Here is a 21372-nt window from a genome sequence, read left to right as displayed (position 1 = left end):
ATTCGCGCAATCCGCTAAACGGTCAGGCCGTGGCGCGGAAGGTTTCGTAACCCGCACTTCCTCGAGAAACTCGAAGAAAGGTGAGCGTAAAATGATGAAGCAATTCCAGTCGAACTCCTATCTGTTCGGCGGTAATGCTCCGTACGTCGAAGAGTTGTACGAGCAATATCTCGATAATCCCGCGTCAGTGCCCGAGACCTGGCGAGCCTACTTCGACGCGTTGCAGAACGTGCCCGCTTCGGACGGCACGGCTCACAACGACGTGGCCCACGGCCCGATCGTCGAGTCTTTTGCCCAGCGCGCGAAGGCGAATGCCTTTCTGCCGCGTGAAAGCACTGGCGACCTCACCACCGCACGCAAGCAAGTCTACGTTCAATCGCTGATCGGGGCGTATCGCTTCCTCGGCACGCAATGGGCCAACCTCGATCCGCTCAAGCGCCGCGAGCGTCCGGCCATCCCCGAACTCGAACCCGGTTTCTACGACTTCACCGAAGCCGACATGGATCAGGTGTTCAACGCGAACAACCTGTACTTCGGTTTCGAGCAGGCATCGCTGCGTGACATCGTGAAGGCGCTGCGCGATACGTACTGCGGCACGATCGGCGCCGAATTCATGTACATCAGCGATCCGGAACAAAAGCGCTGGTGGAAGGAGAAGCTCGAGTCGATCCGCTCGACGCCGAACTTCTCCAATGAAAAGAAGAAGCACATCCTGAATCGCCTGACGGCGGCCGAAGGCCTCGAGCGTTTCCTTCACACCAAGTACGTCGGTCAGAAGCGCTTCTCGCTGGAAGGCGGCGAGAGCTTCATCGCGTCGATGGACGAAGTCGTGCGCCACGCCGGCAAGAGCGGCGTGCAGGAAATCGTCATCGGCATGGCGCACCGTGGGCGTCTGAACGTGCTGGTCAATACGCTCGGCAAGATGCCGGCGGACCTCTTCGCCGAATTCGAAGGCAAGCACGTCGATGACCTGCCGGCCGGCGATGTGAAGTACCACAAGGGCTTCTCGTCGGACGTGTCGACCGAAGGCGGCCCGGTTCACCTGTCGCTCGCGTTCAATCCGTCGCACCTGGAAATCGTGAATCCGGTGGTCGAAGGTTCGGCCAAGGCGCGTATGGACCGCCGCGGCGACGAAGAAGGTCTGCAAGTGCTGCCGGTGCAAGTGCACGGCGACGCGGCCTTCGCGGGCCAGGGCGTCGTGATGGAAACGCTGAATCTCGCGCAGACGCGCGGCTACGGCACGCACGGCACGCTGCACATCGTCATCAATAACCAGATCGGCTTCACCACGTCGGACCCGCGCGATGCGCGCTCGACGCTGTACTGCTCGGACGTCGTCAAGATGATCGAAGCGCCGGTGCTGCACGTGAACGGCGACGATCCCGAAGCCGTCGTACTCGCCACGCAGCTCGCCATCGACTTCCGCATGAAGTTCCACAAGGACGTGGTCGTCGACATCATCTGCTTCCGCAAGCTCGGCCACAACGAGCAGGACACCCCCGCGGTCACGCAGCCGCTGATGTACAAGACCATCGCGAAGCATCCGGGCACGCGCGCCGTCTACGCGGAAAAGCTCGTGCAGCAAGGCGTGATCACGGCCGACGACGCGGACAAGTACGTCAAGGAATATCGTCAGGCGATGGACGAAGGCCATCACACGATCGATCCTGTGCTCTCGAACTACAAGAGCAAGTACGCGGTCGACTGGGTGCCGTTCCTGAACCGCAAGTGGACGGACGCGGCCGACACCGCCGTGCCGCTCGCCGAACTGAAGCGTCTCGCCGAGCGCATCACGACGATTCCCGAGAACTTCAAGGTTCACCCGCTCGTCGAGCGCGTGATCAACGACCGCCGCGCGATGGGTCTCGGCGAAGCCAAGCTCGACTGGGGCATGGGCGAGCATCTCGCGTTCGCGTCGCTGGTCGCATCGGGCTACGCCGTGCGTCTGACGGGCCAGGACTCGGGCCGCGGCACGTTCACGCACCGTCACGCCGTGCTGCACGATCAGAACCGCGAGCGCTGGAACGACGGCACGTACATTCCGCTGCAGAACATCGCGGAAGGCCAGGCCAAGTTCACGGTGATCGATTCCGTGCTGTCCGAAGAAGCGGTGCTCGGTTTCGAGTACGGCTATTCGACGGCCGAGCCGAACACGTTCGTCGCGTGGGAAGCGCAGTTCGGCGACTTCGTGAACGGCGCGCAAGTCGTGATCGACCAGTTCATCTCGTCGGGCGAAGTGAAGTGGGGCCGCGTCTCCGGTCTCACGATGATGCTGCCGCACGGCTACGAAGGTCAGGGTCCGGAGCACTCGTCGGCGCGTATCGAGCGCTTCCTGCAACTGTGCGCGGATCACAACATGCAAGTGGTCCAGCCGACGACGCCGGCGCAGGTCTTCCATCTGCTGCGCCGTCAGATGATCCGCCTGTTCCGCAAGCCGCTCATCATCTTCACGCCGAAGTCGCTGCTGCGCCACAAGGAAGCCGTGTCGGATCTGGCGGAACTGTCGAAGGGCTCGTTCCAGCCGGTCATCGGCGAAGTGGAAGAAGGGATCGAGGCGAAGAAGGTCAAGCGTGTGATCGTGTGCTCGGGCCGCGTGTACTACGACCTCATCGCGCATCGCCGCGAAGCGAAGAGCAACGATGTCGCCATCGTGCGTATCGAGCAGCTGTATCCGTTCGCGCACAAGCAGTTCGACGCGGAACTCAAGAAATATGAGAATGCGACCGAAGTGGTCTGGGTGCAGGACGAGCCGCAAAACCAGGGCGCCTGGTTCTACGTCGAGCACCATCTGCGCGAAGGCATGCGCGAAGGCATGAAGCTGGCCTACAGCGGCCGTCCGGCTTCGGCTTCGCCGGCGGTCGGCTACTACGCGAAGCACTACGAGCAGCAGAAGGCGCTCGTGGAAGGCGCGTTCGGCCGCCTGAAGGGCGCGCAGGTCATCGCGAAGTAATCAACGCTTGAGAGACCGGGCGCGCGCGCCGCAGCCCGGTCCCGACGCTCGAACACACAGACACGCATTAGGACAATACAGAAATGGCTATCGTAGAAGTCAAGGTTCCCCAGCTTTCCGAGTCGGTCTCGGAAGCGACCATGCTGCAATGGAAGAAGAAGCCGGGCGAAGCTGTCGCCCAGGACGAAATCCTCATCGAAATCGAAACCGACAAGGTCGTGCTCGAAGTGCCCGCGCCGTCCGCTGGCGTGCTCGCGCAAGTGATCAAGCACGACGGCGATATCGTCGCCGCCGACGAAATCATCGCGAAGATCGACACCGAAGCGAAAGCGGGCGAAGCCGTCGCCGCTGCCGGCGACTCCGAAGTGAAACCCGCGCCCGTAGCTGAAGCGGCCGCCGCGACGGCAGCTCCCGCAGTCGCGCAGGCATCGGCGGGTTCGACCGGTGGTGCAGCATCGCCCGCGGCGACGAAGATTCTGGCCGAGAAGGGCGTGTCGGCGGATCAGGTTTCCGGCTCGGGTCGTGACGGCCGCATCACGAAGGGCGACGCGCTCGCCGCTTCGGCGTCCGCACCCGCCGCCAAGGCTGCCGCGCCGGCTCCGGCCGCCGCGCCCGCGCGCGCCGCCAAGCCCTCGCTGCCGCAAGTTTCGGCGCCGGCATCGGCGGATCAATGGCTCAAGGACCGTCCGGAACAGCGCGTGCCGATGTCGCGTCTGCGCGCGCGTATCGCCGAGCGTCTGCTCGAATCGCAGCAAACCAACGCCATCCTGACGACGTTCAACGAAGTCAACATGGCGCCCGTCATGGATCTGCGCAACAAGTACAAGGATCGCTTCGAGAAGGAACACGGCGTGAAGCTCGGCTTCATGTCGTTCTTCGTGAAGGCCGCCGTGCACGCGCTGAAGAAGTTCCCGCTCGTGAACGCTTCGATCGACGGTAACGACATCGTTTATCACGGCTACTTCGACATCGGTATCGCGGTCGGTTCGCCGCGCGGTCTGGTGGTGCCGATCCTGCGTAATGCCGATCAAATGAGCCTCGCCGACATCGAGAAGAAGATCGCCGAATTCGGCCAGAAAGCGAAGGACGGCAAGCTGTCGATCGAAGAAATGACCGGCGGCACGTTCTCCATCTCGAACGGCGGCGTGTTCGGCTCCATGCTGTCGACGCCGATCATCAACCCGCCGCAGTCCGCGATTCTCGGCGTGCATGCCACGAAGGAACGCGCGGTCGTGGAGAACGGCCAGATCGTGATCCGCCCGATGAACTACCTCGCGCTGTCGTACGACCACCGCATCATCGACGGCCGCGAAGCCGTGCTGTCGCTCGTCGCGATGAAGGACGCGCTGGAAGATCCGGCCCGTCTGCTGTTGGACCTGTAAGAACTCAGTGCCTTCGATGCGCGCGATAGGCTCGCGCGCATCGCATGAGGCTGCTCCGCATGAGCGGAGATAGACCAAGGAAAGTCATGTCCAAAGAATTTGATGTCGTCGTGATCGGCGCGGGCCCTGGCGGCTATATCGCGGCGATTCGCGCAGCGCAGCTCGGCAAGACGGTTGCGTGTATCGAGAAGTGGAAGAATCCGGCCGGCGCGCTGAAGCTCGGCGGAACGTGCCTGAACGTGGGCTGCATTCCGTCGAAGGCGCTGCTCGCGTCGTCGGAAGAATTCGAGAATGCGTCGAAGCATCTGGCCGATCACGGCATCAGCGTGTCGGATGTGAAGCTCGATGTGTCGAAGATGCTCGCCCGCAAGGACGGCATCGTCGAGAAGATGACGAAGGGCATCGAGTTCCTGTTCCGCAAGAACAAGATCACGTGGCTCAAGGGCCACGGCAAGTTCACGGGCAAGAACAACGCCGGCGTGCAGATCGAAGTCTCGGGCGAAGGCGCGACGGAAGTCGTTACGGCGAAGAACGTCATCATCGCGACGGGCTCGAAGGCACGTCATCTGCCGAACATTCCGGTGGACAACACGTTGATCGCCGACAACGAAGGCGCGCTCTCGTTCGACTCGGTGCCGAAGAAGCTCGCCGTGATCGGCGCGGGCGTGATCGGTCTGGAACTCGGCTCGGTGTGGCGTCGTCTGGGTGCGGACGTGACCGTGCTCGAAGCGCTGCCGCAATTTCTCGGCGCCGCCGACGAAGCCCTCGCCAAGGAAGCTGCGAAGCAGTTCAAGAAGCAGGGCCTCGACATTCACCTCGGCGTGAAAATCGGCGATGTGAAGACGACGGGCAACGGCGTGTCGATCGCTTACACGGATAACGCGGGCAACGCGCAAACGCTGGAAGCGGACCGCCTGATCGTGTCGATCGGCCGCGTGCCGAACACCGATAACCTCGGTCTGGAAGCGATCGGCCTGAAGGCCAACGAGCGCGGTTTCATCGACGTCGACGATCATTGCGCGACGAGCGTGCCGAACGTGTACGCAATCGGCGACGTCGTGCGCGGCCCGATGCTCGCGCACAAGGCGGAAGACGAGGGCGTGGCGGTGGCGGAGATCATCGATGGTCAGAAGCCGCACATCGACTACAACTGCGTTCCGTGGGTCATCTACACGGAACCGGAAATCGCGTGGGTCGGCAAGACCGAACAGCAGCTCAAGGCCGAAGGCCGCGAGTACAAGACCGGCCAGTTCCCGATGATGGCCAACGGCCGCGCATTGGGCATCGGCAAGGCTGAAGGCTTCGTCAAGATGATCGCGGACGCGAAGACCGACGAAATCCTCGGCGTGCACGTGATCGCCGCCGACGCGTCGGATCTGATCGCGGAAGCGGTCGTCGCGATGGAGTTCAAGGCGGCGTCGGAAGACATCGGCCGTATTTGCCATCCGCATCCGTCGCTGTCGGAAGTGATGCGCGAAGCGGCGCTGGCCGTCGACAAGCGCGCGCTGAACATGTAAGAAGCTCGGCTTCGGGCAGTAAGGCATCGCACACGAAGGCGAGCGGATGAAACCGCTCGCCTTCGTCACTTCATACGGCAGAAGATGAACGTCACCGAATACTACGAAAGCGAACTGCGCACGCGGGGTTATCAATCGGATGAGGCGCAGCTCGCGGCGGTCGCGCGCCTGCAGCGCTGCTACGAGGAGTGGGTCGCCTACAAGGGCCGCCGCTCCAACGCGCTCAAGAAGTTTCTCGTGCGTCCGGACCTGCCGCGCGGTGTCTACCTGTGGGGCGGCGTCGGGCGCGGCAAGAGCTTTTTGATGGACAGCTTCTATGCCGTCGTGCCCGTGCAGCGCAAAACGCGCCTGCATTTTCACGAGTTCATGCGCGAGGTGCATCGCGAGCTGGAAGAGCTGAAAGGGCAGGCCGATCCGCTCGACGAACTCGCGAAACGCATCGCCAAGCGTTTCAGATTGATCTGCTTCGACGAATTCCATGTCTCGGATATCGCCGACGCGATGATTCTCTATCGCCTGCTCGACCGCCTCTTCAAGAACGGCGTGCAGTTCGTGATGACGTCCAATTACCAGCCGGACACGCTGTATCCGGAAGGGCTGCATCGCGATCGTCTTCTGCCTGCGATCGAGCTCATCAAGGAACATCTCGACGTGCTCAACGTCGACGCCGGCACCGACTACCGCAAGCGCACGCTGTCGCATGTGAAGGCGTATCACACGCCGCTCGGGGCGGCGGCGAGCGAGGCGTTGCGCGCGGACTACGCAAAGCTCGCGGCCGTCCCCGACGAAAGCCCGATCCTGCACATCGAAAAGCGCGAGATCAAGGCGCTGCGCCGTGCCGACGGCGTCGTGTGGTTCGACTTCGCGACGCTCTGCGGCGGGCCGCGCTCGCAGAACGACTATCTGGAACTGTCGAACCGGTTTCATGCGGTGATCTTGTCGGACGTACCGCAGATGACGCCACGCATGGCGTCCGAGGCGCGTCGCTTCACGTGGCTCATCGATGTGTTCTATGACCACAAGGTGAAGCTGCTGATGTCGGCAGCCGTGCCCGCGGAAGAGCTGTACGTGGAAGGGCCCATGGCCAACGAATTCGCGCGCACGGTGTCGCGCATCATCGAGATGCAGTCGAAGGAGTATCTCGAGGCGCCACGGCGCGTCGCGGATATTTCGCTTACCTAATACGAGTATCAAAAATCTGCGATAGGCCAATCGGCATAAGGCTTTGGTGGCTATTTCAAGATTCGGATCACTCCGATTTGCCGGCTTTCGGGTACTCGGTATCGTCGATGCCGGTTATGAGTGAGCAAATTGGAGAAATTACCGTGAAGCCCTACCGCGACATGTCCGACGAAGAATGGCAGATGGTCGCACCGCTGCTTCCCGAACTGCGCCCCCGTCTGGAACTGCGGGGCCGGCCGCTCGCCAACACCCGCGCCGTGCTCAACGGTGTGCTCTGGGTGATGTACAGCGGTGCGTCGTGGTCCACGCTGCCACGCAAGTATCCGTCGTATCAGACGTGCCACCGGCGTTTCAAGACATGGCACGAATCGGGCGTCCTGTTGCGCGTGATGACACAGTTGTTCGGGCCGGCCGGAGAATCGCTTTATGCGTTGATGACATCCCGCATGCGCGTGCCGCCGGAGTTCAAGCTCGAGAGCGCTGAGTTGCCTGTAGTAGTGCAAGCGGACGAGGCGCACCAGCGTCGCGCCGCATGATCGACTCGGGCGCACGCGCGAAATGAACAAAGCCGGTCGCAGACACACCTCTTCGAGCGGCTTTGTGCTTTTTGAAACCTATTGCTGACGCAGCCAGGTCTGCGAACGCCCCAGTAACGACACGCCGATATACCCTCGTACGACGAGCTTCTGCCCGCCGTCTTCCATCTTCATCCTGCACTTGTAGAGCTTGCCGCTCTCGGGGTCGAGAATCTGGCCGCCGTCCCACGCATCGCCGTTCTGCCGCATGCCGGTGATGATCGTCATTCCCTTGACCAACTGATCCTTGCGCTCGTCGGTGCAGGCCGTGCAGCGGCGGTCGGGATGATCGAACTCGCCGATACCGCGCACGACTTTGCCGGACAACTGGCCGCTGCCGTCGTCGACGATCTGGATGATCGCTTTCGGCTTGCCGGTCTGATCGTCGATGGTTTGCCAGGTGCCGACGGGCGTTGCCGCTTGTGCAAAAACGCTCATGGCAAAGATGGCGCAAAGCGCGCCGAGCGTCACCCGCGCGCCGCGCGAGCCGATGGAACGGGTCATGTCGTCTCCTTGTCGTGATCGCCCGAGCATACGAGAAAGCGATCGATCCCGTCTGGGAGGAAACGTTCTAGCGGCGCGCGTTCACCACTCAGGCGCCGCCTTTCAGACCCGCTTCGAGTGTTGCGAAAGTGCGCTCGTCGGTGCGATCGAAATGCAGCGGCGTGACCGAGACGCGGCCGGACGCGACCACCGCGGTTTCGCTATCGGGCGAATTCGGGCGCGGGCCGCGCTCAAAGCGCAGCCAGTGATATTCGATGCCGCGCGGATCGACGAGCGGCAGCACATCGATGCCTTCCACGAGGCCGACGCCTTGCCGCGTCACGGTGAGCGGACCGGCGGCGGACGCGTCGCAATCGGGGAAGTTGACGTTCAGGCAGGTGGGCGCATCGTGGGAGATCGCGAGCAACTGGCGGATCACGCCCGGCGCGAGCGCGCGCGCCGTATCCCAGCGCACGTTCTCGCGATCGGTGAAGGCCTGGCTGAGCGCGATCGACGGCAGGCCGAGCAGCAGGCCCGTCATGGCGGCGCCCACGGTGCCGGAGAACATCGTCTCCACGCCGAGATTCGCGCCGCGGTTGATGCCGGAGAGCACGAGCGTCGGCGGCGCGTCTTTCATGATATGACGCGCGCCCATGACGACGCAGTCGCCCGGCGTGCCCTGCACGCCGTAGCGCCGCTCGCCCTGGCGCGACACGCGCAATGGCGAATGCAGGCTGATGGAGTGCGACGTGCCGCTCTGATCGTGCTCGGGTGCGATGACCCAGACTTCGTGCGCGAGTTCGGCGGCGACCGCTTCCAGCACGGCGAGGCCGGGCGCGTCGATGCCGTCGTCGTTGGTGATGAGGACACGCTGCACGATGGGTGAGAGGGCGGACATCGCGAATCACTCCTTGGTCGATGATGAAAAGTATCGACCGATTATTACAGAGTTCGCGTGGTCGGGTCCGCGGCCCGACGCCTTACCTGACGCCCAGGCCGCGCAGCACGGCGTTGCCGTCCTCGGTGAGACGCACTTTCGGCGCACCGGTATCCGGCGACACGATCTCGACATAGCCGTATTCCTGCAACGAAGCAACGTCGGGCGTCGCGGCCATCGCGTCGATAGGCGCGTGCAACAGCAACAGCAGTGTGGCGATTTCGTGATGGCTCAGAAGCCTTTTGATGGCTCGCACGGGTGCGGAGGCCGGACGGCGGAGGTTCATGAAAGATGTCCTCAGGTTTGCATGACGATGTGCGGCGCTCCCGGCTATTGCCTGCGCGCGGATCTTGATGTCGATGGAGTGCGGGCAGGTTATCGGCCGACTCTTAGGCGAAACTTAAAAATGGGCGGCGCGCGGTGCGACGCGTTGTTACATTCGATGTCACGAAATCAGCGGGCATTTCATTGGCATGCCGCTCAGAAGCGATAGTCGGGATTCTTCGGGTCGAACGTCAGATCATCGAAGGGTTTGACTTCGATGCGCTCGAACACGACGCTTTCGAAAATATTGCCTTCGTTGTCGTACGACTCCAGCGTGCGGAAAACCGGCCGTTCGAGGTCGAGTCCGAGCACTTCCTTTTTCGCGTAGAAACCGGGCTGTCCCTCGGGCGTTTCATACGTGAGCGCGACGACGCGCAGTCCGTCGACGGTCTTCACCTCGATATTCGCCGGCTTCGTAATCCCCGCTTCGGCGAATCTGCGCCCCTCGTCGATGAAGCGCTGCGTGACCGCTTCGATACCGAGCTCGCGAATCGAATGATTCGACTGCGCACGGGCGAGGGCGCCGTTCACCGACGCCCACATCGGCACGACGCCCAGAAAGCCGCCGAGATGACCGTAGAGCTCGTCGGGGCGCTTGGAATGGTCGTAGATGACTTCCTGGCCCGCATGCGCGCCATCGGGCAGCCATTTCGCGTAGATGCGCAACGGCTCGCGCGTGACGCGCACGAGCATGTGATCCGCGCGCCTCGGCCACTTTCCCTTGATGCGCTCGCGCCGGCGCATCGTGAACTCGCAGGACTGGAACTCGTGCAGGCCTTCCTGCAAGTAGCGCGGCAGCGTGCGCGCGTCGAGCGAGTGAAAGAGGGCGACGAGTTGCGCGTCGTCGAGTTTCGCGAGCGCGCCGCTTTCGGCCGCGTGCGACAGCCATTGCGCCTGCTGCTCGACGCCCAGATCGCCGACGCGCGCGGCGTCCTCCGTCGTGTCGGCGCGCGCGGGCGCGGGCACGAACACGGCCGCGAACGCGATGAAGAAACACAACAGGCCCGCGCACGCGAGCCGCAAGTCCGAAGCCCGGCGGCATCGCGCACGCGGCATGAACATCTCCTAAAAGTCAGTCCTGCGATTTCCGTGCTTGCCATTCGGCGTCGCGCAGTTCGCGCCTGAGCACCTTGCCGATCGTCGTGAGCGGCAGCGCGTCGCGAAACTCGACGCAGGAAGGCACCTTGTAGCCGGTCAGGTGTAAACGGGCGAACTTCAACAGTTCTTCCACCGTGAGCGCGTCGTCGCGACGCACGACGAACGCCTTCACGCGTTCACCCGTCACCGGATCGGGCACACCGACCGCGGCCACCGCGCGCACTTTCGGATGCGCGGCGAGCACTTCCTCGATCTCGTTCGGATACACATTGAAGCCCGACACGATCATCATGTCCTTCTTGCGGTCGATAAGCCGGATGATGCCGCGTCCATCCATCACGCCGATGTCGCCGGTCGCGAGCCAGCCCTCCGCGTCGATGGCTTTCGCCGTATCTTCGGGACGGTTCCAGTAGCCTTTCATCACTTGCGGGCCCTGCACGCAGAGCTCGCCCGGTTCGTCGACGTTCGCCCATGTGCCGTCGTCGCGGCGCATGCGCACGAGTGTCGACGGCACAGGCACGCCGATGGTTCCGTCGAATTCGCTCGCGCCGCGGGCATCGAGCGGCGTCGCGGCGACGAGCGGCGAACACTCCGTGAGGCCGTAGCCTTCGACGAGCGTCTGGCCCGTCATCGCCCGGAAGCGCTCGGCGATCACGCGCTGGGTCGCCATGCCGCCCGCCATCGCGAGCTTGAGCGCGGAGAAGTCGCGCCGGCGGAATGCGTCGTTGTCGATGAGCGCGCTGTAGAGCGTGTTGAGCGCGGTGATCGCCGTGAAGTTTTCGTGACGCAGCGCGCGCATGAGTGCGCCGATGTCGCGCGGATTGACGATCAGCACATTGCGCGCGCCGATCGCGAGAAACGCGAGCGCGTTCACGGTCAGCGAATAGATGTGATAGAGCGGCAGCGGCGTGACGATGATCTCCTCGCCGTCGACGAGCCGTCCGCCCGCCCAGGCGAGCGCCTGCAGCAGATTGGCGATGACATTGCGATGCGTGAGCATCGCGCCCTTCGCGACGCCCGTCGTGCCGCCGGTGTATTGAATGAACGCGATGTCGCCGTGACCGACTCTCACCGGCTCGAACTTCTGCCGCGCGCCGCGCGCGAGCGCCTGCGGCAGGCGGACCGCATCGGGCAGCGCGTAAGCGGGCACCTGCTTTTTCACGTGACGCAGGAACAGATCGATCGCGCGGCCTTTCACATTGAGCCCGCTGCCCAGCAGATCGCCGAGCCCGGTTACGACGATATGCCGCACGCGCGTGCCCGGCTGCGCGTCCTGCACGGTCTTCGCGAATTTCTCGAACACGACCACCGTCTGCGCGCCGCTGTCCTTGAGTTGATGGCTGAGTTCGCGCACCGTGTAGAGCGGATTCACGTTGACGACGATCGCGCCCGCGATCAGCGTGCCGAAAAGCGCGACGGGATAGACGAGCGTGTTGGGCATCATCAGCGCGACGCGATCGCCGGGCTTCACGCCGATGCTCTGCAGATATGACGCGAATGCGCGCGCCTTCTCGCCGAGCGCGGCGAATGTCAGCTCGGAGCCGAGACTCACGAAGGCGACGCGATCCCGAAAGCGCTCGACGCACTCATCGAAGAAATGCGCAAGCGAGCGATAGCGCGAGGGATCGATTTCGTGCGCGACATCGCGCGGATACGACGCGTACCAGATGCCGTCCGTCGCGTGCGGCTTGGACGCCCCGCGCGGCGCTGTCTGTCCCGGGCTCATGTGGTGTCTCCGTTGGCGCGATCCGTTTTCGTCGAACAGCGCGCCTTATTTTTGCTTCCGCTCCTTACCGCTCCAGTATCGCGACGACGCCCTGGCCGCCCGCCGCGCAGATCGAGATCAGTCCGCGCAACGGCTTGCCGTCGCTGCGTTCGGGCGCTTTCGCCAGCATCTTCGCCAGCGTCCCGACGATGCGCCCGCCCGTCGCCGCGAACGGATGTCCGGTCGCGAGCGACCCGCCGTTCACGTTGAGGCGCGCGCGGTCGATCGGGCCGAGCGGGCCGTTCAGGCCGAGCGCGGTACGGCAGTATTCCTCGTCTTCCCATGCGGCGAGCGTGCACAGCACCTGCGCGGCGAACGCTTCGTGAATCTCGTAGAAGTCGAAGTCCTGCAACGCGAGCCCGGCGCGCGCGAGCATCGACGGAACCGCGTAGGCGGGCGCCATCAGGAGGCCTTCGCGCTTGTCGAAGAAATCGACGGCGGCGGCCGCGCAGAATGTCAGGAACGCCTGCACCGGCAGGCCGCGCTCGGCCGCCCATTGCTCGGACGCGAGCAGCACCGCCGATGCGCCGTCGGTGAGCGGCGTCGAGTTGCCCGCCGTGAGCGTGCCGGCGTCGCGATCGAAGACCGGTTTGAGCTGCGCGAGCTGATCGAGCGTGACATCGGGACGCAGGTTGTTGTCGCGTGCGAGCCCTTTGTACGGCGTCATCAGATCGTTGAAGAAACCGCGCCCATAGGCGGACGCGAGCTTGAGATGGCTTTCCTGCGCGAGCATGTCCTGCGACTCGCGCGAAATCTTCCAGCGCTTGGCCATCAGTTCGCAGTGCTCGCCCATCGAGAGGCCCGTGCGCGGCTCCGCGTTACGCGGCAGGAGCGGGCGAAAGAACATGCCGGGACGCAGTTTCGCGAGCGCACCGACGCGTTGACCCGCCGAGCGTCCGCGATTCGCTTCGAGCAGGATCTTGCGCATGCGCTCGTTCACGGCGATGGGCGCATCCGATGCCGTATCGACGCCGCCCGCGATGCCCACGTCGATCTGCCCGAGCGCGATCTTGTTGGCGACGAGAATCGCCGTTTCGAGGCCGGTGCCGCATGCCTGCTGCACGTCGTAGGCGGGCGTTTCCTTCGCGAGCGTGGTCGAGAGCGCGGCCTCGCGCGTCAGGTTGAAGTCGCGCGAATGCTTGACGACCGCGCCCGCGGCCACTTCGCCGAGACGCATGCCATGCAGGTCGAAGCGATCGACGAGACCTTGCAGCGTAAAGCTCAGCATGTCCTGATTCGACGCGCTCGCGTACGCCGTGTTCGAGCGCGCGAACGGAATCCGGTTGCTGCCGATGATCGCAATCCGACGAACCTCGCGCCGTATCTCGCGCCGCGCTTCGCTCATGGCAGCTCCCATTCGAAATGGCCGCGCAGATGCGGCCGGTCGCCCGCAAGATCGCGCACTTCGAAATCACGCGCGGTGGGCGAGGGCGCGGCGCTCCAGAGCGTGGCGTCGCCGGGCAGATACAGCGGCGATTTGAAATCGCCATGCGCGTATCCGGAGGCGAGCGGCTTGATTGGATGCAGCGCCGCGAGCGTGCGCGCGAGCGTCCACATGCCATGCGCGATCGCGCGTGGAAAGCCGAACGCTTTCGCGCTCAGCGTATGCAGATGGATCGGATTGAAGTCGCCCGATGCCTTCGCGTAATCGCGTCCGAGCTGCGGCGGAAGCTGCCAGCGCGCTTCGCGTCCGAGGAGCGGCACGCGCGCATCGGATGCTTCGGCCATTTCGATCGAAGGCGCTGCGCTTTCGCTGCGCACGCCGCGCTTCAGATAGACGCTGTCGCCGTCCCATACGGCCTCGCCGCGCCGGTAGATGCGCGTATGCAGCGTGAACGCCTGACCTTTTTGATGCGGCATCAGCGGACCGCACTCGACTTCGATGCGCAAGCCCTGGCCCGCCGCGAGCGGACGACGCAGCCGCACGCTGTTGGACAGATGCACGACGCCGAGCGCGGACCAGGGAAACGACGGATCGGTGAGCATCATCAGATGCAAGGGGAACGCGAGCACGTGCGGGAACGTGAGCGGCACGCCATGTTCGGGGATGAATCCGCACACGCGCGCGTAGCGGCCGACCTGCTCCGCGTCGAGCCTGACATCGGGGCGCACGAGCCGCAGCGCGGGCAACTCGGGCGAGCGCGCGCGCCTGAAGAGCGCGGGCAGCGCGCGCCCGTAGAGCTTTGCGGGCGGCGGCAAGGTGTCGATGACGACGGTGCGGGCGCGCGGCATGGTCGGTGCGTGCATGCAGTCGCCTCCCTACGCGCCGATGAGGCTCTGGCCGCACACGCGCACGACGTTGCCCGTGATGCCCGCGCTGCCCGGACTCGCGAGCCACGCGACGGTCTCGGCGACATCGACGGGCAAGCCGCCTTGTCCCATCGAATTGAGCCGTCTGCCGGCCTCGCGCACGCCGAACGGCATGCGCGCGGTCATGTGCGTTTCGATGAAGCCGGGCGCGACCGCGTTGATCGTGATGCCGCGGCCCCGCAGCGACGGCGCCATCGCGCGCACGCGGCCGATCACGCCCGCCTTCGAGGTCGCGTAATTGGTCTGCCCGCGATTGCCCGCGATGCCGCTGATCGACGAAACAGCAACGATGCGTCCGTGTTCGCGCAACACGTTCTGCGCGAGCAGCGCGTCGTCGATGCGCGCCTGCGCGAGCAGATTGATGTCGATCACGCTATCCCACATGTCCGGGCTCATGCGCGCGATGGTCTTGTCGCGCGTGATGCCCGCGTTGTGCACGACGATATCGATTCCGCCCGACGCGGCAAGCGTGGCGGCGATCTCGCCGGGCGCTTCGGGCGCGGCGATGTCCGCGACGAGCGCTGCATGCGCGCCGCCCGAGGGCGAGCCGTCTTCGATCGAGAGCATGGTCTGATCGAGCGCGTCGCGGGCGGCGTCGACATCGAGCCCGGTGACGATCGCACCGTGTTGCGCGAGCACCGCCGCGATCGACGCGCCGATGCCGCGCGCCGCGCCCGTCACGATCGCGCGCTTGCCCGCGAGCGGTTTCGTCCAGCTTTCGGGCGCGGCGGCGGGTGCGTCGAGGGTCACGACCTGGCCCGACACGTAGGCCGAGCGAGGCGAAAGGAAGAAGCGCAGTGCGGACTCGAGGTCCGCGCCATCGGCCACGCGCAGCAGATTCGACGTGATGCCGTTGCGCGCTTCCTTGCCGAGCGAGCGAGTCATGCCTTCGAGCGCATGCTGCGCGGTGGCGGCGGCAACGCTCGCGCGCGTGGCGGGCGGACGCCCGATCACGACGATGCGTCCGTTCTTCGCGAGCGAGCGCAGCGCGTCGTGGAAGAAGGCGTAGAGCGAATGCAGTTGCGCGCTTTCGCCGATGCCGGTCGCATCGAAGATCAGCGCCTCGACGCGATCGCCGGGGGATGCGTCGCGCGCGCGCGGCTCGAAGCGGCCGCTCATCGCGCCGTGGCGCGCGGCGACGGGCAGCCAGCCGGTCGCGCTTTCGTGGGCGATGCCCGTCATGCCGATGGCGGACAGCACGCCCATCAGTTCATCGAAGAGCGCGGGCGACGGACCCGCGCCGATAGCGGCCATGCCGCCGAATTCGGCCTGATCCGCGCGATGGCGGCGCAACACCTCGGGACGCGGCAGGCCGAGCGAGCGCGCGATGCTCGTGCCGAAGGGCGAATTGACGAAGTCGAGATAGCGGTCTTTCATCGATTGGCGATCGGTCGTCGGGAGGCGCGCGGCGTGGCCTCGGGCCTGCGTGCTTCAGGCGACGGCTTCAGGCGACGGTTTCGGGCCATTGCCGCTCGAGTGCCGCGCTGCGCTTTTGCAATGCTTCGAGGATACCGAAGTCTGCGGAAAAATCATCGACTTTCACGGCTTCGCGCGCATGAGCCGCCCATTCGGCCAGCAACGCGCGCTCGCTTTCGTCGATGACGCCGGACGCCCAAGCCGTCTGCGCCCATGCTTCGACGTCTTGCGGGCTTTGCGGCAGCGGATCGGTCTGGCCCGCTTTGACGGCATCGCGCACACGCATTTCCAGCGCCGCGACGGCGGGCGTGAGCGCGAGCAGCTTCTCGCCGCGGGCGATCGGATCGGTTTCGACGGTCGAAACGTGCGAACCCGCGACGAGGCGTTCGCGCGCCGCGCCGGGCGTTTGCATCAGCATCGCGACCTCGTTGCCGAGCGCATCGCTGCCCGGTGCGTGCGGCAGGCCGAACGGGAACGCGAGCGCGCGCAGCAGCGCGGCGGCGGCGCGGTTCGGAAAGTTCGCGAGCAAGCCTTCGAACGCGATGCTCGCCTGATCGAGCGCGTCTTCGGCGCCCCAGCGCACGAGCGGCAAGTCGCTCTCGGGACGGCCTTCGTCTTCGAAGCGCTTGAGCGTCGCGGATAGCAGGTACAACTGCGAGAGGATGTCGCCGAGCCGCGCCGACAGACGCTCGCGGCGCTTGAGCTCGCCGCCGAGCGCGAGCATCGACACGTCGGCGAACAACGCGAACGCGCTCGACAGGCGCGTGGCTGCGCGGTAGTAGGGCAGAAGACGCGCATCGGCGCGCGCGGGCTTGCGCATGAGCGCGCTGCCGCCGAAGGCATACACGAGGCTGCGTACCGCGTTGGACGCGAGAAAGCTCGCGTGGCCGAAAAACGCGTCGTCGAAATCGCGCAGCGCCCGGCGCGGATCGGCTTCTCGCGTCGCAGCCATCTCCCTGAGCACGTAGGGATGACAACGGATCGCGCCTTGTCCGAAGATGATGAGGCAGCGCGTCAGGATGTTCGCCCCTTCGACGGTGATCGAGATCGGCATCTGCTGATACGCGCGCGCGAGAAAGTTCGACGGCCCCATGCAGATGCCCTTGCCGGCGACGACGTCCATGCCGTCGTTGATCACCTTGCGCGCCCGTTCCGTGATGTGATACTTCGCGATCGCCGAAATGACCGAAGGTTTCTCGCCGAGATCGACCGCCTGCGCGGACAGGCGGCGCGCCGCGTCCATCACGTACAGGTTGCCGCCCATGCGACCGAGCGCTTCCTGAATGCCCTCGAAGCGGCCGATCGACGTGCGGAACTGCCGGCGCGCGGCGGCGTATGCGCCCGTGCCGCGCACGGCGAGCTTGGCCATGCCGACGTTCGACGAAGGCAGCGAGATCGCACGCCCGGCGGCGAGGCATTCCATCAGCATGCGCCAGCCGTTGCCCACCTGTGCGCGCCCGCCGATGACCCAGTCCATCGGGATGAACACATCCTTGCCCCGGTTCGGGCCGTTCTGGAACACGGCGTTGAGCGGCCAGTGCCGCCGTCCGATGTCGACGCCGGGATGGTTCGTCGGAATGAGCGCGCAGGTGATGCCCGGTGTGGCGTCGTCACCGAGCAGTTGGTCGGGGTCGAGCGCGCGAAAGGCGAGGCCGAGCACGGTCGCGATCGGCCCAAGCGTGATGTAGCGTTTTTCCCAGGTAACGCGAAAGCCGAGCGTCTCGCGGCCCTCGTGGATGCCGCGGCACACGACGCCGACATCCGGGATCGCAGCGGCGTCCGATCCCGCGTAAGGGCTGGTGAGCGCGAAGCACGGAATGTCGTCGCCGCGCGCGAGACGCGGCAGATAGTGGTTCTTCTGTACCTCGGTGCCGTAGTGCAGCAGCAGTTCGGCGGGGCCGAGCGAATTCGGCACCATCACCGATACAGCCGCCGCCGATGAATGCGTCGCGAGCTTCATGATCACCTGCGAGTGCGCGTACGCGGAGAACGCCTTTCCGCCGTAACGCTTCGGAATGATCATGCCGAGAAAGCCCTGTTCCTTGATGTAGGCCCACGCTTGCGGCGACAAGTCCTGCCAGATCGCAGTCGTGTCCCAGTCGTTCGACAACTCGCACAGCCGCGCGCATTCGTTGTCGATGAAGCTTTGCTCCTCCTGCGTCAGCTTCGGCGCGCCGTGTTCGAGCAGGCTGTCCCATCGCGGGCGCCCCGAAAAAAGTTCGGCGTCCCACCAGACGGTGCCGGCTTCTATGGCGTCACGCTCCGTCGACGACATCTCCGGCAGGATCTTGCGAAACGTCGCCAGCACGCGGCGGCTCAAGAATGCGCGGCGCAGCGGTGTGATGGCAAGCATGAGCGCCGGAAGCACGAAGGCAATCGCGAGCAGAGTGACGCCGACTGTGCCCGTCACGCCGATGAGCGGCCCGACGGCCACCCAGAGCGCCAGCCCGACGAGCCAGACGAGAGCGGGCGCCTGGAGAAATGTGAGCGTAACGGCTACCAGGAAGAAGGCGATGACATATAGCGCGAGCATCAAGGTCTCCGGCGTTTTCAGAGAAGAAGCACGCTTCATGCCACGGGGTCGACGTTGGGCGGCGTCGCCGATAAGAACCGGCACCGGTGTCATGAGCCGAACCTGAGTGTTCACTCTAGTCCTGTTCGGATTAGGACGTGTCCACTTCAAAGCCCAATATTCGGGAGCTATTCTTTTGCCTCACATCAAGACCGACAAAAGCGAATGATTCGTTCGAACGACTAAACAATGAGGAGGGAACTTTTCTTGACTCCCCGCCGAAGCGGGAGCGTCAAAGGGCGCTGTGGGCGAATCTTGGGGGATAAGCCACAGCAGGTCACAACGCCGGGCTCTGTTGCGACCACCTGCCACGCGCATGGTGGCCACGGGAGCATATTCATAAATGGAGACGTGGGATCAATTAGTCAGGCTAAACATCGGCGCGATACCTGAAGAACTCGATATTTCAGACTGGGTTCTTATTCTGGGTGACTTGCTTTACATGCTGATGCGCTCCGACGGGGAAGTGAGCTATGTGCACGTCCCGCTGGACATGGAGATGATCATGAGCATACGGGAGTCGAGCGAATGCAAGGGAGGTGGCCTCTATCGGGATATCAGAGGCGAACCGACACAACTGGCGACGTATCTGGCGCTGGTTTTTCTGGACCGCAATGTGCCCGCGTCGGCTATCAGGCGCGAACTCGGAATGGCCGAAGCGACGATGAACTGGCTGCTCGAAGTCTGGCAATGCGTTGCCGGCATCATCGATCGAAACAAGCGATTGCGACTCATTCGTCTGCTGGCGGCCGATGGAAACGGGTAACAGTGGGCGCGCGACGATCTGGCCGGTCGGGGCGCGCGCGTGGTGTCGATCCCGGGTCCGCTAGCGCGGAGCCGGGACCCGTAGGACATGTCGTGAGTGAGTTGGCAGACCCGCTCACGACGATCGCAAAACTACAGAACTCCTCCTGTAGGCAGCAATCACCTGCCCTGAACAAGCAGCAACAGGAGAATAAGTGTTCCTAAACAAATGTGTTTACCCGGTGGAGCTAAAAATCAACTCGCTATTTCGAGAGATCGCGGCGATCGACCAAAGCTACATCTACGACAACAGGCTTTATGTGTTCGGCAACGAAGATGGTGGCTATGCTTATCGCTCCACGTCGCTGGAGGGGGCCGCGCTCGAAATGCTGCACAAGGATATTCGCGTGATCGAAGTATCACCGAGCGCCGCCGCCGGAGGACGGATCGATCCCAAACGGAAATTTCAGGCGCTGGCGCTGTTGCAGCACGGCGCGTCGGTCGCGGCGGTTTCGCGCGGCGTGAACGTGTCGGAGGCGACGGTCTACCGGTATCGAAAGGGACTGCAAGGCGTCGTTGCGCTGCGTCCGCGGAATACGAATTCCCTGTTGCGGATGCTCGCCTTTCCGGCACCTCGCGTTCATGAGCGTGGCACCACGGGATTGCATTCCGAATCGCGCGGTTGAATGCGTCGCCCCCGCGCAATGCGAGGCAGTCTCCGTTGGGCACGGCTATCCCGTGGCGCCTGCTTCGCGCGCGGAGCGCGTCATATCGATGCCTCTGCGCTCGTGGCTGAAGAAAATCAGCGCCGCGATCACCACGGCGACGACGCCCGCGACGATCGCCATCGCCATGCCGTAGTTGTTGCCGTGCGATGCGGCGAGCGACGCCTGCATCGTCGCGTTCACCGCCGCGAGCAAGTTGCCGAGCTGGTACACGAGTCCCGGGAAGGTCGCGCGAATCTCATCGGGCGAGATTTCGTTCAAATGGACCGGAATCACGCCCCACGCGCCTTGCACCGAGATCTGCATGAGGAACGCGCCGATCGCGAGCATGAGAGGCGTCGTCGAGAATGCCCACAGATACAGCACCGGCAACGCGATCAACGCGGCGATGAAAATCGTCACTCGCCGGCCGATCTTCTCAGACAGCGCCCCGAAAAACAGCCCGCCGACGATCGCGCCGACATTCAGCGTGATCGTAATGAGCGACACGGTATGCGGATCGAAATGATGCTGCTCGCGCAGAAAGGTCGGATAAAGATCCTGCGTGCCGTGCGAGAAGAAATTGAACGCGGTCATCAGCACGATCGCGTAGAGCGAGAGCGTCCAGTTTTGCTTGAGCGTGGCGATGAGGCCGGGGCGCGGGCGCTTTTCCATCGCACGCCACGCCGGCGATTCAGGCACGTGCGCACGCACGTACATCACGAGCAGGGCAGGCGCGACGCCGATGAAGAACATCCCGCGCCACCCGACGAACGGGTACACCACGCCGAAAGCGATCGACGCAAGCAAATAGCCGCTCGGATAGCCCGCCTGCAAAAGCCCCGAAACGACGCCGCGTGCGGCGGTCGGCACGGTTTCCATCGTCAGTGCCGATCCGACGCCCCACTCACCGCCCATCGCGATGCCGAAGAGTGCGCGCAGGATGAGCAGCGTCGTGAGATTCGGGGAGAGGCCGGAAAGCAACTCGAGCAGCGAGTAGCACGCGATGTTGATCATCAGCGTAGGGCGGCGGCCGAATTTGTCCGCGAGCCGGCCGAAGAGCAGGGCGCCCAGCGGGCGCATCGCCAGCGTGAGCGTGATCGCGAAGGCGACGTCCGGGATCTTCGTATTGAATTCCGCGGCAATATCCTTCAATACGAAGACCATCAGAAAGAAATCGAATGCGTCGAGGGTCCAGCCCAAATAGGCGGCAATCGTCACGTTTCTTTGTTCGCGCGTCCAGCTCATTGCCAGTTTCTCCGATTCGATAATCGATTGGCGAGGGTTGCTTGTGCGGTTTTAGCAATTAGCGAAACGGCCGCAGGCGCGTGGACTGGGCGTTGCGGGGTTTCGTCCGTGCGAGTGTACGCCGTCGATTAATCGATTGCTTAAGCGAGCGGGCGAATCCGCGTT

General features: G+C 64.2%; 17 protein-coding genes. 7 read left to right on the top strand and 10 right to left on the bottom strand.

The features are described from left to right. Positions 1-91: 91 nt before the first annotated feature. From NCT32_RS08175 to NCT32_RS08155, 5 genes are all read left to right on the top strand, one after another. The gene (locus NCT32_RS08175) at positions 92-2950 is read left to right on the top strand and encodes a 2-oxoglutarate dehydrogenase E1 component (protein WP_061121101.1); all 2859 of its coding nucleotides are present in this window, start codon (positions 92-94) and stop codon (positions 2948-2950) included. A gap of 83 nt (positions 2951-3033) precedes the next feature. Then, entirely contained in the window at positions 3034-4332 is a 1299-nt protein-coding gene (gene odhB / locus NCT32_RS08170; RefSeq protein WP_061121102.1) for a 2-oxoglutarate dehydrogenase complex dihydrolipoyllysine-residue succinyltransferase, read from the top strand. Between the two features lie 86 nt (positions 4333-4418). Beyond that, on the top strand, positions 4419-5849 hold the full coding sequence (gene lpdA / locus NCT32_RS08165; protein ID WP_061121103.1) for a dihydrolipoyl dehydrogenase: 1431 nt from the start codon (positions 4419-4421) through the stop codon (positions 5847-5849). 84 nt (positions 5850-5933) lie between these two features. After that, entirely contained in the window at positions 5934-7031 is a 1098-nt protein-coding gene (gene zapE, locus NCT32_RS08160; protein WP_250490090.1) for a cell division protein ZapE, read from the top strand. A gap of 143 nt (positions 7032-7174) precedes the next feature. Continuing rightward, a complete protein-coding gene (locus tag NCT32_RS08155; protein ID WP_061121120.1) occupies positions 7175-7567 on the top strand; it encodes a transposase in 393 nt (130 codons plus the stop codon). Positions 7568-7645: 78 nt separating this feature from the next. Here NCT32_RS08155 and NCT32_RS08150 read toward each other — a convergent pair whose 3' ends face one another. From NCT32_RS08150 to NCT32_RS08110, 9 genes are all read right to left on the bottom strand, one after another. Continuing rightward, positions 7646-8110 carry a DUF2147 domain-containing protein gene (locus tag NCT32_RS08150; RefSeq protein ID WP_061121105.1) on the bottom strand — a complete coding sequence of 155 codons (465 nt, stop codon included), beginning with the start codon at positions 8108-8110 and terminating at the stop codon, positions 7646-7648. Positions 8111-8198: 88 nt separating this feature from the next. Continuing rightward, the gene (gene surE / locus NCT32_RS08145) at positions 8199-8987 is read right to left on the bottom strand and encodes a 5'/3'-nucleotidase SurE (protein WP_250490089.1); all 789 of its coding nucleotides are present in this window, start codon (positions 8985-8987) and stop codon (positions 8199-8201) included. An 82-nt stretch (positions 8988-9069) separates the two neighbouring features. After that, positions 9070-9312: a hypothetical protein gene (locus NCT32_RS08140; protein ID WP_061121107.1), complete on the bottom strand. Its 243-nt coding sequence runs from the start codon at positions 9310-9312 to the stop codon at positions 9070-9072. A gap of 194 nt (positions 9313-9506) precedes the next feature. Then, positions 9507-10406 carry a DUF1571 domain-containing protein gene (locus NCT32_RS08135; protein ID WP_250490088.1) on the bottom strand — a complete coding sequence of 300 codons (900 nt, stop codon included), beginning with the start codon at positions 10404-10406 and terminating at the stop codon, positions 9507-9509. Positions 10407-10422: 16 nt separating this feature from the next. After that, complete coding sequence (locus tag NCT32_RS08130; RefSeq protein ID WP_250490087.1) at positions 10423-12174, bottom strand: AMP-binding protein; 1752 nt, start codon at positions 12172-12174, stop codon at positions 10423-10425. A gap of 64 nt (positions 12175-12238) precedes the next feature. Next, a complete protein-coding gene (locus NCT32_RS08125; protein WP_250490086.1) occupies positions 12239-13558 on the bottom strand; it encodes an acetyl-CoA C-acetyltransferase in 1320 nt (439 codons plus the stop codon). Then, positions 13555-14460 (bottom strand): MaoC family dehydratase, encoded by a 906-nt coding sequence (locus NCT32_RS08120; protein ID WP_250490085.1) that lies wholly within the window; start codon positions 14458-14460, stop codon positions 13555-13557. The genes NCT32_RS08125 and NCT32_RS08120 overlap by 4 nt, the downstream gene beginning before the upstream one ends. A 12-nt stretch (positions 14461-14472) precedes the next feature. Next, the gene (locus NCT32_RS08115) at positions 14473-15900 is read right to left on the bottom strand and encodes a 3-oxoacyl-ACP reductase (protein WP_250490084.1); all 1428 of its coding nucleotides are present in this window, start codon (positions 15898-15900) and stop codon (positions 14473-14475) included. A gap of 67 nt (positions 15901-15967) precedes the next feature. Next, on the bottom strand, positions 15968-18472 hold the full coding sequence (locus tag NCT32_RS08110; RefSeq protein WP_250490083.1) for an acyl-CoA dehydrogenase: 2505 nt from the start codon (positions 18470-18472) through the stop codon (positions 15968-15970). A 382-nt stretch (positions 18473-18854) separates the two neighbouring features. On the opposite strand from NCT32_RS08110, the gene NCT32_RS08105 reads away from it, so the two are divergent. Both NCT32_RS08105 and NCT32_RS08100 read left to right on the top strand, forming a co-directional pair. Further along, entirely contained in the window at positions 18855-19277 is a 423-nt protein-coding gene (locus NCT32_RS08105; protein WP_061121113.1) for a hypothetical protein, read from the top strand. Between the two features lie 193 nt (positions 19278-19470). After that, positions 19471-19941: a helix-turn-helix domain-containing protein gene (locus NCT32_RS08100; protein WP_143756429.1), complete on the top strand. Its 471-nt coding sequence runs from the start codon at positions 19471-19473 to the stop codon at positions 19939-19941. Between the two features lie 45 nt (positions 19942-19986). On the opposite strand, the gene NCT32_RS08095 is transcribed toward NCT32_RS08100, so the two are convergent. After that, the gene (locus NCT32_RS08095) at positions 19987-21207 is read right to left on the bottom strand and encodes an MFS transporter (protein WP_061121115.1); all 1221 of its coding nucleotides are present in this window, start codon (positions 21205-21207) and stop codon (positions 19987-19989) included. Positions 21208-21372: the final 165 nt, after the last annotated feature.

The sequence above is a fragment of the Caballeronia sp. INML2 genome, from assembly GCF_023631365.1.
Classification (GTDB): Bacteria; Pseudomonadota; Gammaproteobacteria; order Burkholderiales; family Burkholderiaceae; genus Caballeronia; species Caballeronia turbans.
Note: the sequence above shows the minus strand (reverse complement) of the source record. Positions and strands in the feature narration are given on the sequence as shown.

What these genes read in the sequence shown, in the direction of transcription:
- NCT32_RS08175 (WP_061121101.1), top strand. Translation starts at nt 92, where the DNA reads ATGATGAAGCAATTCCAGTCGAACTCCTATCTGTTCGGCGGTAATGCT.
- odhB (WP_061121102.1), top strand. Translation starts at nt 3,034, where the DNA reads ATGGCTATCGTAGAAGTCAAGGTTCCCCAGCTTTCCGAGTCGGTCTCG.
- lpdA (WP_061121103.1), top strand. Translation starts at nt 4,419, where the DNA reads ATGTCCAAAGAATTTGATGTCGTCGTGATCGGCGCGGGCCCTGGCGGC.
- zapE (WP_250490090.1), top strand. Translation starts at nt 5,934, where the DNA reads ATGAACGTCACCGAATACTACGAAAGCGAACTGCGCACGCGGGGTTAT.
- NCT32_RS08150 (WP_061121105.1), bottom strand. Translation starts at nt 8,110, where the DNA reads ATGACCCGTTCCATCGGCTCGCGCGGCGCGCGGGTGACGCTCGGCGCG.
- surE (WP_250490089.1), bottom strand. Translation starts at nt 8,987, where the DNA reads ATGTCCGCCCTCTCACCCATCGTGCAGCGTGTCCTCATCACCAACGAC.
- NCT32_RS08140 (WP_061121107.1), bottom strand. Translation starts at nt 9,312, where the DNA reads ATGAACCTCCGCCGTCCGGCCTCCGCACCCGTGCGAGCCATCAAAAGG.
- NCT32_RS08135 (WP_250490088.1), bottom strand. Translation starts at nt 10,406, where the DNA reads ATGCCGCGTGCGCGATGCCGCCGGGCTTCGGACTTGCGGCTCGCGTGC.
- NCT32_RS08130 (WP_250490087.1), bottom strand. Translation starts at nt 12,174, where the DNA reads ATGAGCCCGGGACAGACAGCGCCGCGCGGGGCGTCCAAGCCGCACGCG.
- NCT32_RS08125 (WP_250490086.1), bottom strand. Translation starts at nt 13,558, where the DNA reads ATGAGCGAAGCGCGGCGCGAGATACGGCGCGAGGTTCGTCGGATTGCG.
- NCT32_RS08120 (WP_250490085.1), bottom strand. Translation starts at nt 14,460, where the DNA reads ATGCACGCACCGACCATGCCGCGCGCCCGCACCGTCGTCATCGACACC.
- NCT32_RS08115 (WP_250490084.1), bottom strand. Translation starts at nt 15,900, where the DNA reads ATGAAAGACCGCTATCTCGACTTCGTCAATTCGCCCTTCGGCACGAGC.
- NCT32_RS08110 (WP_250490083.1), bottom strand. Translation starts at nt 18,472, where the DNA reads ATGCTCGCGCTATATGTCATCGCCTTCTTCCTGGTAGCCGTTACGCTC.
- NCT32_RS08105 (WP_061121113.1), top strand. Translation starts at nt 18,855, where the DNA reads ATGGAGACGTGGGATCAATTAGTCAGGCTAAACATCGGCGCGATACCT.
- NCT32_RS08095 (WP_061121115.1), bottom strand. Translation starts at nt 21,207, where the DNA reads ATGAGCTGGACGCGCGAACAAAGAAACGTGACGATTGCCGCCTATTTG.